Origin of the sequence: Paraburkholderia sp. GAS333 (assembly GCF_050435665.1) — a bacterium.
GTDB lineage: Bacteria > Pseudomonadota > Gammaproteobacteria > Burkholderiales > Burkholderiaceae > Paraburkholderia > Paraburkholderia fungorum_A.
In genome coordinates, this window is record NZ_JBNDKS010000003.1 from 700,785 (window position 1) to 713,070 (window position 12,286).

Annotated in this window: 9 protein-coding genes; 6 read left to right on the forward strand and 3 right to left on the reverse strand. The window is 60.4% G+C overall.

Annotated features, from left to right (window positions below; translation table 11 throughout):
• The first annotated feature begins 1 nt into the window (after position 1).
• The gene (locus ABH945_RS18860) at positions 2-3,202 is read left to right on the forward strand and encodes a multidrug efflux RND transporter permease subunit (protein WP_429251513.1); all 3,201 of its coding nucleotides are present in this window, start codon (positions 2-4) and stop codon (positions 3,200-3,202) included.
• Entirely contained in the window at positions 3,195-4,613 is a 1,419-nt protein-coding gene (locus ABH945_RS18865; RefSeq protein WP_429251514.1) for an efflux transporter outer membrane subunit, read from the forward strand. Before ABH945_RS18860 ends, ABH945_RS18865 begins: the two co-directional genes overlap by 8 nt.
• Before the next feature lie 51 nt (positions 4,614-4,664).
• Here ABH945_RS18865 and ABH945_RS18870 read toward each other — a convergent pair whose 3' ends face one another.
• Complete coding sequence (locus tag ABH945_RS18870) at positions 4,665-6,095, reverse strand: Do family serine endopeptidase (RefSeq protein ID WP_429251515.1); 1,431 nt, start codon at positions 6,093-6,095, stop codon at positions 4,665-4,667.
• A 728-nt stretch (positions 6,096-6,823) separates the two neighbouring features.
• Here ABH945_RS18870 and ABH945_RS18875 point away from each other — a divergent pair.
• Together ABH945_RS18875 and ABH945_RS18880 are read left to right on the forward strand one after the other, a co-directional pair.
• Complete coding sequence (locus ABH945_RS18875; RefSeq protein ID WP_429251516.1) at positions 6,824-8,143, forward strand: phospholipase A; 1,320 nt, start codon at positions 6,824-6,826, stop codon at positions 8,141-8,143.
• A 200-nt stretch (positions 8,144-8,343) separates the two neighbouring features.
• Complete coding sequence (locus ABH945_RS18880) at positions 8,344-8,526, forward strand: hypothetical protein (RefSeq protein ID WP_143026368.1); 183 nt, start codon at positions 8,344-8,346, stop codon at positions 8,524-8,526.
• Between the two features lie 37 nt (positions 8,527-8,563).
• On the opposite strand, the gene ABH945_RS18885 is transcribed toward ABH945_RS18880, so the two are convergent.
• Positions 8,564-9,895: a sensor histidine kinase gene (locus tag ABH945_RS18885; protein WP_429251517.1), complete on the reverse strand. Its 1,332-nt coding sequence runs from the start codon at positions 9,893-9,895 to the stop codon at positions 8,564-8,566.
• Positions 9,896-10,088: 193 nt separating this feature from the next.
• Between ABH945_RS18885 and ABH945_RS18890 the strand changes: the two genes are divergently transcribed.
• Positions 10,089-10,772 carry a response regulator transcription factor gene (locus tag ABH945_RS18890; RefSeq protein WP_074771206.1) on the forward strand — a complete coding sequence of 228 codons (684 nt, stop codon included), beginning with the start codon at positions 10,089-10,091 and terminating at the stop codon, positions 10,770-10,772.
• Between the two features lie 97 nt (positions 10,773-10,869).
• Here the strand turns inward: ABH945_RS18890 and ABH945_RS18895 are convergent, their stop codons facing one another.
• A complete protein-coding gene (locus ABH945_RS18895) occupies positions 10,870-11,169 on the reverse strand; it encodes a hypothetical protein (protein ID WP_074770312.1) in 300 nt (99 codons plus the stop codon).
• A 301-nt stretch (positions 11,170-11,470) separates the two neighbouring features.
• On the opposite strand from ABH945_RS18895, the gene ABH945_RS18900 reads away from it, so the two are divergent.
• Positions 11,471-11,659 carry a DUF3563 family protein gene (locus ABH945_RS18900; RefSeq protein WP_171910317.1) on the forward strand — a complete coding sequence of 63 codons (189 nt, stop codon included), beginning with the start codon at positions 11,471-11,473 and terminating at the stop codon, positions 11,657-11,659.
• Positions 11,660-12,286: the final 627 nt, after the last annotated feature.

Below are 12,286 nucleotides of genomic sequence, written 5' to 3' on the forward strand. Positions count from 1 at the left end.
GATGAATCGATTCTTCGTTTCCCGCCCCGTCTTCGCGTGGGTCATCGCACTCTTCACGGTACTGTTCGGCGGCATTGCGGTGCTGCTTCTGCCGGTCGAACAGTATCCCGATGTCGCGCCACCCTCCCTCAACATCTCGGCCGTGTTCAGCGGTGCCGACGCGCGCACGCTCGAGCGCAGCGTCACGTCGATCATCGAAGACGAGATGAACGGCATCGAGAACTTTCTGTACATGTCGTCGATCAGCCGCTCGAACGGCACCGCGCAGATCACCGTGGTGCTGAAACCCGGCACCAACCTCGACATCGCGCGGACCCAGGTTCAGGACCGCCTGAGCCGGGTCGAACCACGGCTGCCGCTCGAAGTGCGGCAGCTTGGCGTGACCGTCACGAAAGCGTCGACCGGCTTCCTGATGCTACTCGCGCTACAGACCACCGACGGCGCGACCAACGCGGTCGCGATGGGCAACTTCGCGTCGAATAACATCGTCAACGAATTGCGCCGGATCGACGGGGTCGGCGACGTGCAGCTATTCGGCTCGTCGTACGCGATGCGGATCTGGCTCGACCAGCGCAAGCTGACCGGCTTCGGGCTGTCGGCGAGCGAGGTTTTGTCGGCGGTGCAGGAGCAGAACAGTCAGACGGCGGGCGGCGGACTCGGCGACCAGCCCAACGCCGCCGGGTCCGAATTCACCGCACAAATCGTCACGCAAAGCCGCTTCTCGACGCCGGAGCAATTCCGCGAAATCATCGTGCGCGCGAATCCCGACGGCTCGACGGTGCGGCTCGGCGACGTCGCGCGAGTCGAACTCGGCAACGACAGCTACGGCAACCGGCTGACCGTCAACGGCAAGGAGTCGGCGGGTATCGCGATCCAGCTGGCGAGCGGCGCGAACGCGCTGGCCGTCGCCAACGCCGTGCGCGCGCGCATGACCCAACTGCAGCCGACATTCCCGCGCGGCGTCGTCTGGACCGTGCCGTTCGACACCACGCCGTTCATCAACACGTCGGTTCACAGCGTGATCCGCACGATGATCGAAGCGCTGCTGCTCGTCACCGTGGTCGTGTTCCTGTTCCTGCAGGACTGGCGCGCCACGCTGATCCCGACGCTGGTCGTGCCGGTCGCGCTGATCGGCACCTGCGCTGGGCTTTACCTGTTCGGCCTGTCGATCAACATCCTGTCGCTGTTCGGGATGGTGGTCGCGATCGGTATCCTCAACGACGACGCGATCGTCGTGGTCGAAAACGTCGCGCGGATCATGCGCGAAGAGGGGTTCAGTGCGCCGCGCGCGACCGTGAAGGCGGTCGGCCAGATTACCGGCCCGGTGATCGCGAGCACACTGGTGCTGGTCGCGGTGTTCATTCCGATGGCTTTTTTTCCGGGCTCGGTCGGCGGCATTTACCGGCAGTTTTCCGTCACGCTGGCCGTGTCGATCATCCTGTCGACCGTGCTCGCGCTCACGCTCGGCGCAGCGTTATGCGCGGCGCTGCTGCGCAACGAAACGGCTGATCGCGCGGCGCCGAAGAATCCAGCGTCACGAATGCTGCATCGTGTATTCGACGGATTCAATCGCGGCCTCGGCGCGGGCACCGACCGCTATATTCGCGGCGTCGATTCGATGCTGAAGCGGCCGCTGCGATGGCTACTCGTTTTTGTCGTCGCATGCGTGATCACCGGCTTTCTTTTCGTGCGCCTGCCCGGCGGATTTCTGCCGACCGAAGATCAGGGCCACATATTTATCACTTACACCGGCGCACCTGGGTCCACCGAGGAACGCACACGGCAGGCCGTCGATCAGGTCGAAGCGTTCCTGCGAACCCAGCCGCAGGTTCGCAACGTGGCCTCGGTGACGGGCTTCAGCTTCTTCGGCCAGGGACAATCGGCGGCGTTGTCGTTTGTCGATCTGACGCCGTGGGGCGAGCGTTCCGGCGAAGATAACTCTGCGAGCGCGCTGGTTCGCCGCGTCAATGGCGCGGTCCGCCAGATTCCTGAAGCGATCATCTTCGCGCTCGATCCGCCGCCTATTCCGTCCCTCGGCACCGCAACCGGCTTCACGATGAAGATTCAGGATCGCAGCGGCGTGGGCGGCGACGCACTGCAACTGGCCGCGCGGCGAATCATGATCGAGGCATCGCAGAGCAGTATTCTGGCCGGCGTGCGGCCGGAAGGCATGCCCGAGGCGCCGCAACTCTATGTAGAAATCGACCGGGTGAAGGCGCGTGCGCTGGGGCTGCAGATTGGGCAGGTGAACCAGGCGCTGGCGCTGTCGTTCGGCTCGAACTATGTGAACGACTTCGTTTTCGAAGGCAACGTGCTGCGAGTATTCATCCAGGCCGACGCCGCGCAACGAATGCGCGCGGAAGACGTAAGCGCGCTGCGGCTTCGCAACAATCGCGGCGAGATGGTGCCGTTTTCGGCGTTCTCCCGCATTCGCTGGATCTCCGGTCCGCAGCAGCTCGAACGCTATAACGGCTTCCCTTCCGCCACGCTGTCGGGTCAGGCTGCGCCGGGACGGTCGAGCGGCGCGGCGATCGCCGAAATGGAACGCATCGCGTCGCACATATTGACCGGCAATCTCACCTACGAATGGACCGGCACCGCGCTCGAAGAGAAACAGGCGGGCGGCCAGATCGGCTTGCTGCTCGGCTTGTCGCTGGTGGTCGTGTTCCTGCTGCTGGCCGCGCTGTATGAAAGCTGGGCGATTCCGGCCGCAGTGCTGCTGATCATTCCGTTCGGCGTGATCGGCGCGGTATTGCTGACCATGATGCGCGGGCTGTCCGCCGACGTGTACTTCAACATCGGGCTGGTGACCATCATCGGGCTCGCCGCGAAGAACGCGATTCTGATCGTCGAGTTCGCGATCAAGGAGGAATCCGAAGGAACTGACGCGATCACGGCCGCGAAAAACGGCGCGCAACAGCGTCTGCGTCCGATTCTGATGACAAGCGTCACCTTCGTGCTCGGCATGATGCCGCTCGTGCTCGCCACCGGTGCTGGAGCAGCGAGCCGGCGCGCGGTCGGCACCGGCGTGATGGGCAGCATGCTCACCGCGACGCTGTTCGGTATCTTCTTTACACCGCTGTTTTATGTGGCCGCTCGCCGCTGGCTGAGTCGCAAGAAACGCAATCGGGAACCCGACGACGATCTGTCCGCGCCCGAAGTGGGTAACGAAGAACCAGGCGGAGGGCCACGCGATGCGTAAGCGTCTGCTGATTCCGCTCGTCTGCGGCATGCTGGCCGCGTGCAATTTCGCGCCGCCGTATCGTCAGCCCGATCTGCCGGTGGCCGATCATTTCGACACGTTTCCTACCGGGAGCCTCGAACAGGCGCATCTCGCGAAAGAGGTGGACTGGGACACGTTTTTCGCGGATCCCCAACTGAAGTTGCTGATCTCGACAGCATTACAACGTAACCGCGATCTCGTGGCATCGACGGCGCGTATCGAGCAGGCCCGCGCGTTTTATCGCATCCAGAATGCTGCACGCCTGCCGCAAGTGAACGTGAACGGCAGCGCTACCCGCACGAAAGCGCCGCTCGGCTCGATCGATCCCGAATTCGACAATACCGACGTGTCGGTTCAATTCAATCAGTACAACGTGCAGGCTGCCGTCGCCACATTCGAGCTGGATTTCTGGGGACGTGTCCGGAATCTGAGCGAAAGCGCGCGCCGTCAATATCTGGCTACGGTAGAAGCTCAGCGTGCATTCCGCTTATCGCTGATCGGCAATGTGGCCGCGACCTACTACGCGATCCGGTCGGGAGAAGAAGGCATCGAGCTGGCCGAGCGGACCGTTGCAAGCCGCCAGTACGCGCTGGATGTCGCGAAGCTTCGTCTCGATGCGGGCGTCACGTCGTCGGTCGATTATGAGCAGGCCGCCATTCTCGTCACGCAGGCGCAGACCCAGCTTGCGGAATTGCAGAGAACCACCGCGCAGCAGAGGAATCAACTGACGGTTCTTATCGGCGGCCCGTTGGACAATGAATTGCCGCACGCGTCGTCGATTGCGGATGCCGCGCAATTCGGTGCATTGGACCCTGGCCTGCCCTCCGCGCTACTCGTCAATCGGCCGGACATTCTGCAGGCCGAACAGCAACTGCGTGCCGCCGACGCCGACATCGGTGCTGCGCGCGCCGACTTCTTTCCGCGCATTTCGCTGACGGGCAGCTTCGGCTATGTGTCGTCGGAACTCAGCGACTTTTTTGTGCCGGGAAAACAGGCGTGGTCGATGGGCGCAATTATCGGCATGCCGATTTTCGATGCGGGTCAGCGTTCGGCTCAACTCGCTCAGGCACGCGCGCGGCACGACGAACTGGTGGCAACTTATCAGCGCACCGTGCAGACGGCGTTTCGCGAAGTATCCGATGCTCTGGTTGCACGGCAGCGCTATACGGAACAGATCGCCGCGCAGGAGCACGCTATCGAAGCGCAGCGTTTGCTCGCGGAAACCGCCGAGCTGCGCTACGAAAATGGCATCTCGATCTACCTGGAAGTCGTCGATGCACGCCGCAGTCTTTTCGCCGCCGAACAGCAATTGATCCAGCTTCGCGCGACGGCATTGCAGAATGGCGTATCGCTCTACGTCGCGCTGGGCGGTGGACCCGATTCGCCGTAAACGACAAACGGCGCGCTCGAATCGGAGCGCGCCGCATGAATCGGCTATATGTCAGCCGAGATTGACGGAGACCGAGGCTTGCTCGCCATCACGAACCACGGTGACGGATACGCTGTCGTCGGCCTGTGAAATGATCTGCTTCAGTTGCTGGACGTTGCGAATCACGGTGCCGTCGACTGCGACGATGATGTCGCCAGCCTGAATGCCTGCTGCAGCAGCAGGACCGGTGGCCTGTTGCACGACCACGCCGCCGGGCAGCGACGCTTCCTGCCGTTCGTCCGCCGTCAGCGGCCGCACCGCGACGCCGAGGCGCGGACGCGACTGGTCCTGGCTTCGGCCCTGGCCTTGATCCGGGTTCCGCTGCATACGCGGTTCGGCGGATGCGACCTGGGCAGACTGCTCACCCACCGTCACCGCGAGCTTATGCTCGCCGCCGTTACGCCATACGTTGATCGTCGCGGTCGTTCCGGGCGCGAGTTGCGAAACCTGCGCAATGAGATCGCGCGTGCTGTCGATCCGCGCGCCATTCACGCCGACGATCACATCGCCCTGGCGCAACCCGCCCGCCTGTGCGGGACCGCTCGGGTCGATCGAGCCGACCAGCGCCCCACGCGTCGTATCAAGGCCGAGCGACTTCGCCTGTTCTTCGGTAACGGGCTGCACGCCCACGCCGATCCGGCCACGGCTCACGTGCCCGGTGCTGACGAGCTGGTCTTTCACGTGCATCGCCGCATCGATCGGGATGGCGAACGACAGCCCCTGGAAACCACCCGTGCGCGAATAGATCATCGAATTAATGCCGATGACTTCGCCGTTCAGATTGAACAGCGGGCCGCCCGAATTGCCCGGATTGACGGGCACGTCCGTTTGAATGAACGGGATCGGGCTATCGTCCGAAAACGTGCGGGACTTCGCGCTGATGATGCCGGACGTCACCGTGTTGTCGAAGCCGTACGGCGAGCCGATTGCGACCACCCACTCGCCGACCTTGCTATTGGCAGGATCGCCGATCTTCACGGTCGGCAGATTCGACGCGCCGATTTTCAGCACCGCGACGTCGGACGTTTTGTCCGTGCCGATCACCTGGGCGCGGAATTCACGGCCATCCGTCAGCTTGACGGTCACTTTGTCCGCGCCATCGACAACGTGATTGTTCGTCAGGACATAACCGTCCTGGCTAATGATGAACCCCGAGCCGAGAGCCTCTCCGCCGCCGCTGCTTTCGCCGTTTTCGTCGCGGGAAGCCGCATGGCTTGCACCGATGTGCACCACCGCAGCCCCATAGGTAGACACAATGCCGGAGAAGTCCGGGGTGGACGCGCGCGCGCCAGCGGTTGCGGTGGGGGCGCTCACGGCGACGTGATCGCTGTGAACATCGCTCGCCGATGCTTCGGCGCCGCGGTGGCTAATCGCATAGCCACCTGCGAGCGCGAGCACGACGCAAGCGGCAGCGCTACCGCGCCATTGTTTTTTAGTGGCCATATGTGGGTACTGTTGCGGTGTTTGACGTGAAGGAAGCGTAATGTAGTTGCCTCCACTTAAAGGAATCTTAAAAAACGGCGATGCCTCGAAACACCCGCACGAGGCGGCTCCCGCGACAATTTTGAGCAATGGAAAACACTGAGAAGACCGAACAGAATTTCTCATTTCGAAGGGGAAAGACAGCTATTTCCGCGCGTGTAACTACCAGAGCCGCAGCTTCATTTGCAAGCTTTTTTTAATCCTGGATCGCCTGAAATTCGTGCGTTCGCATGAATGAAATGAGGAAAGTGGAACATCACAAAGCCATTCATCGGAATGACAAAGCGCCTGGATGTAGTGCGGATAAACAAGTTTTTGTACGGTGAGTTACCCGTTGCAGAAATGCAACGGGTAACTCACCATTTTGCTTTTTTTGCGCGTTGCACCGGTCGAATTTTCAGGGATGGGATTTAACAATCAACCATCGCGATTAGCGGGTTCGATACGCGTAAAAACCTTGAGAGGATTTCAATCAATAGCCAGGCCGTTATTTGTGGACCACAACCTGCCGCTAACGCCTTCAGCAACGTCCTCGCATTCTTCCGCTGATTCAGCGTTGTCAAGCTTTGCTTCCGTTTCGACCCCTGCGTGTACCCTAATTTTTTTCACCCAATATCGCGCTTTGACGTTATCGTTTCACAGCGACTTAATTCGTAGACCAATGGGAGTTCCGCGTGGGGAATCAATTGATGTCTCGGGTAAAGAAGGACAGCATTCCGGTAGTCAGCGAACGCGGCTCGCGTTTATCCCGGTTATCTATAAGCCTTGGCGTTCTGATGCTTTGCGCGGGTTATCCCGTCTATGGTGTCGCGGGCGTTTCGGTATTGCGTCCGCCGCGCGAAGCGGTCTCCAGCAAACCGCTTGAAGTGACAATCGTTTATTCCGGCGATCAACCGGACGGCACCGAAGTCAACGTTCCTGCAGAGCTGAACGTCGCAATCAGTAATACTGACATCACGCCCAAACCATTGGCGCTCACACGCGAAAGCGGCGCGCCAGATCACCTCAAGCTGGCAAACGGCGAACTCAAAGCGATCCGCTACAGCGGCCAATGGCCCGACTGGGCCCGCGGCGCGATGAAGATCGACGTGCCCGGACTCGACGTGTCACCGTCTTTTGTCCTGCTCACGCGGCCGCCCCACTCCGCGAAACCAGAAGCACTGGCTTCTGCGGAAAGCACGCAGGGCGATGTGTCGGCAGCAACGACAGTGCCTCAGGCGCCGGTCACAGCGGCTTCGCTTTCCGCTGGTTCCGCTGCGGCGAAATCGTCGGGACCGGACCTGAACAGCTTCCTCGTCAGCCGTCTCTCTACTTTCGAACCCATGTATTTTGCCGATGGCTCGAATGGAGAAAATCTCGCGAAATTCCAGTTGAGCTTCAAATTCCGGATGGTCATACCGGATGATCCGAGATCGCGTGGCTTCGTCGACAACCTGTATTTTGGTTATACGCAGACCTCATTGTGGGATCTCGGCGAGTACTCCGCGCCTTTCCGCGACACGAGCTACATGCCTCAGTTGTTCTACTACCTGTCAGACACTGGCTGGAAGAGTTCGTGGTTCAGCAAGATGGGAATCATGGCCGGTTACGAGCACGAATCGAACGGCCGCGATGGTCCCGAATCGCGCGGTATCGACATATTTTTTGTGCGCCCGACATGGGACTTCGGCGATGTGGATACGTACCATCTGACTGTCTCGCCGAAGGTCTACTTCTATGCTCACATCGCCGGCGAGAATCACGACATTGCCGACTATCGCGGCTATATGGACCTGCTGATCAAGTACGGCAGCAACGACGGCTGGCAACTCGCTACGACCTTGAGAAAGGGGATGAAGTCCACGTACGGCAGTGTCGACACGCAATTCACCTATCCATTGTCGAAGCTGATCAACAGCCGGTGGGGCGGCTTCCTGTGGGTCGGGTTCTTTACCGGCTATGGCGAAGACATTCTCGATTACAACCAGCACCGCTGGATCGCGCGAATCGGTTATAGCGTTGCACGTTAAATCGCCCTGTTTCATGGGCTAAAAGAACATCCCGGCTTCCCGCGTGAAGCCGGTTTGAGCGATGCAAAATCTACGTCTCAGTAAAACTGCTGACCGTAATTTCCCGCTAATTCCCAAGGATCAGGATTGCATTGCACCGCACGGAACCGTCCTCGACGACCTCCGCAGATGCAGTGCAAACCTGATGAGGATTAGCAATCGTGGCCGCCCAGATCACCCTTCCTGTCACGTGCGAATACATCGCCGCTAGCGTTACCGACAAAGCCTCCGTCGACATCGTCAAAACTGCAACGAACACCGGAACAGCTGCAGAACAGCAAGACCCGCTATCGGACGAAGATTTAATGCCGTTTTATTTTCTCTCGATGGCTGGAAGCTATTGAACCGAATGACACGCCGGCGATGGCATCGCGTGAACGCTCAAGGATTCGCACGCGCAAGTAGAAATTCAGCCCGCGCGACGAGTCCCGAGTGTCCATCGGTTCGGCTCGAAACGCTGGAATGGCCGCCATATTTGGCCAGCGTCGCGCGCACGATAGCGAGTCCGAGCCCCGTGCCTTCTACGTCGGTCGCACCCACGCGGACGAAGCGCTCGAACACGCGCTCCTGCAATTCCGGCGCGATCCCCGGACCATCGTCGATCACTTCGATGACAACGGTCGCGTTGTCAGTCGTCACGCGCAGGTCGACCGTGCCCCCTTCGGGTCCGTAGCGCAGTGCGTTTTCGACCAGATTCTTAACGACAACCCGCACGTCGGTTTTCGTCGCCCGCACGACCGCGGCATGGAGTTGATCCACGCCGAGGTCAATATTTCGCGCCATCGCAATCGGCAGATTGGCGGCGATCACATCGGTGACGACTTCGCGCACGTCGACGTCTTCAAGTTGCGTAGTGCTCGCGCGCGTATCAGCGCGCGCGAGGCTCAGCATCTGGCTCACCAGATACGCGCTTCTGACAATGCCGCCGCGCAATTCTTCAAAACGCTCTGCATTTACGGGGTAAATCGAATGCCGCAGATTGTCCGCCTGCAACTGCAACGCGGTAATCGGCGAACGCAGTTCATGCGCGGCATCGGCGATAAACTTCTTCTCCGACTCGACCATGCGGCCGAGCCGCGCAGTCAGCGAATTGATCGAGTCGACAAACGGCAGCAGATCGGCCGGCACTTCGTCCGTCGAAATCGGCGTCAAATGGTTTACGTCGAGCGCTTTTACTTCGTTCGCCAGTCGGTCGACACGACGCATCGTCGCGCGAACCACGATGATCACCGCGACCCACATCAGCGGCATCAATAAAACCGTCGGCCAGAGCGTGGTGAGCGCCGCATCGCGCACTACGGCCTCACGCACCTTTACACGTTGGCCGACTTCGACGATGCGGTTCGCACTGTGCACGGTGAACACTCGCCACGCGTCGCCGCCGGCTTCCTGCTGAGAAAAGCCCGGCTGCGCGTTGCGATTGAAAAGAATAGAGGGGTCGGTGGCGCGAGATGGAGTGATTTCGTCGCCGCTCCAGATCTGGATCTGCAAGTCTTGCGGGCGCTGCACGCCCGGTTCGGGCGCCTTGCTGATGATGTCGGCCATGCCGGCGGCAAGGCGAATCGCCACGTCGCTCAGACGCGTGTCGAGCAGCGCATTGGTCGCGGCGCTGGACACCACATAGGAACCGGCCGCATGAACCAGGCCGACCACGATGACGACGGCACTCAGTGCAATCACCAACTGCGTGCCAAGCGAGCCTCTTTTTTTCATATCGATGTCTGAATAGAGTCGAAACTGGGCATTTCGCGCGACCACGGAACGCTGCAAACCGGCGGCTCCAAACGCGCGGGAGTACATGGCGGCAACGCGTGCGTCGGCTATTATTCTATCGCCCGGGCGTGGTTCTGCTGTGAAGCGCGCGCCGCCAATCAGGCGCTACCGGATTATTGCCAACAGGACGATCATGAGAGTTCTCCTCGTTGAAGACGACCTGCAGATTGGCCAAAGCCTGCTGCGTGCGCTGAAAGACGCCGACTACAGCGTCGATTGGGTGAGAGACGGCATGGCCGGGCGCGATGCGCTGGCCAATACCGAATACACCGTTGTACTACTCGATCTCGGCCTGCCCGGCTTGGGCGGCATCGAACTGCTGAGAGCGTCGCGCGCAGCGGGAAATGCGGTGCCGGTGCTGATCCTCACGGCCCGCGACGATCTCGATTCGCGTGTACAGGGACTCGATGTCGGCGCGGACGACTATCTTCTGAAGCCATTCGACGTCCCCGAACTGCTGGCGCGAATTCGTGCGGTATTGAGGCGCAAGGCCGGTTACGCATCGTCGCGTCTCGGCGACGAGTCGCTCGCACTCGACCTCGACAAACGCACGTTGACCTGCAATGGCGCGACCACGGTCCTCTCCGCACGCGAGTTCGCGTTGATGCTCGCTTTTCTCGAACGTCCTGGCACGATCCTGTCGCGCGAACAACTCGAAGACCGTTTGTACGGCTGGGGAAAAGAGGTCGAAAGCAATGCCGTCGATGTGCTGATCCATTCGGTGCGCAAGAAATTCGGCTTATCGGTTATTCGCAATGTGCGAGGTCTCGGCTGGACGGTGATGCTCGGCGATGCGACGAAAGGACCGGCGTCGTGAATGTGGCCCTCTCTTCTACGGCTGCACGCGTATTAATCCGCCCAGCCCGCGCAGATCGATATACGCGCCAGCCATAGCGCGCGGGCATCGGGGGGCATCAACGGCGCCAGTAGCCGTACGCGTAGCCGGAATGCCAACCGCCGTAGTAATGCGGATACCACTGCGGATGACCGTAGTACCCGACCACGACCGGCGCGCTATAGACAGGCGGCGGAGGCGGCGCGTAATAGACCGGCTGCGGTGCATAAACCGGCACAGCAGGCACCACGGGCGCGACCGGCAGCACCGCAACCGCTGGCGCTGAAAAGCCCACTCCGACGAACACATGCGCTTCAGCGCAACTCACGAAGCCCGCGCCGAGCACTGCGGCAACAACCAGATGGCGAACGACTTTCATCTCTCACTCCTTGTCGGACGATGCGAATCTGTTGACCGCATCGAATGACTGCATTTTGGACAGGCAAAGTGAGCAGAGAATTAGCGCCTCGTTTCAAGCCGTTTTTCGTGTACCGCCTGTCGAAATCTGCACGCATGTCGTGCTCATTTCTGGCTCATTCTTCGTCTCTACGATTCGGTTCATCGACGGACGGCGTTGGGGTCCAGCAGCCGGATCTGAACGCCCGTCGCCAACGTTGCGATCAGTCAAGCCGGTCGCAACACTCATGAAGATGGAATCGAAACGGAAACTGGAGCACATCATGTTTGCTGAATTCGCCCGCAAAATCAGCGCACTTTTAGTCACGACCGAAGAATACGAACGGGATACGTATCTGGCGTCGTCGGTCGATTTCGCCGATCTCGAACACCGGATGCATATCGTCGAAACCAATCGTTATCCGGTGCGTTGCTATTCGTCGGCGGCGTCTCGCGACGTTAGCGCTTTCTGAGCATGGAACGCAGTCGGTGTCCGGCTGAACAGGATTCAGCCGGACGATCCGCCGATTGACGAAGGCACCGCCGCCGTAGGCGACTCGAACGAATGCTGCGAGAAGGCGACTCACGGGTTGCCCCCTATCCCGCAATAACACCTTTAATTACAAAAATCTTTCAGAAACTTCGCCCGCTACGCAGTCGCCCTGTCACCTATGACGCCAAAACTTGATATCGATCAATAAATTACGCCCCCGCGCTCCAGGCGCACCCCGTCGCTACGGCTATGATCCATTGGTCGGGTCGCGCAGATTCTTGATCTCGATCAGGACTCGCCCGGGTTCGTTGAGCATCTGCCACGGCGGTTTTCCGTAGAAATGTCGCGGATAAGTCACAGCACCACCGAACCTCCCGATCATGAAATGCACAGCAGTCCATTACCCGGCAGGGCCGCCACGGCGTGACATCGGGATGCGAGTCAGAGGCACGCGTCACTTTGTCATCACGGTCAGGCGTTGCGGGTGGGACAATCCGTCAATCCTCAGGCACCCGCCCGCAGACCATGCTTACTTCCTACGCTGATACCCGCTCCGCCGGCACCGACGATTCCGCCGACAGCTCCCTGCCGGCGCGCCGCGTTCGCA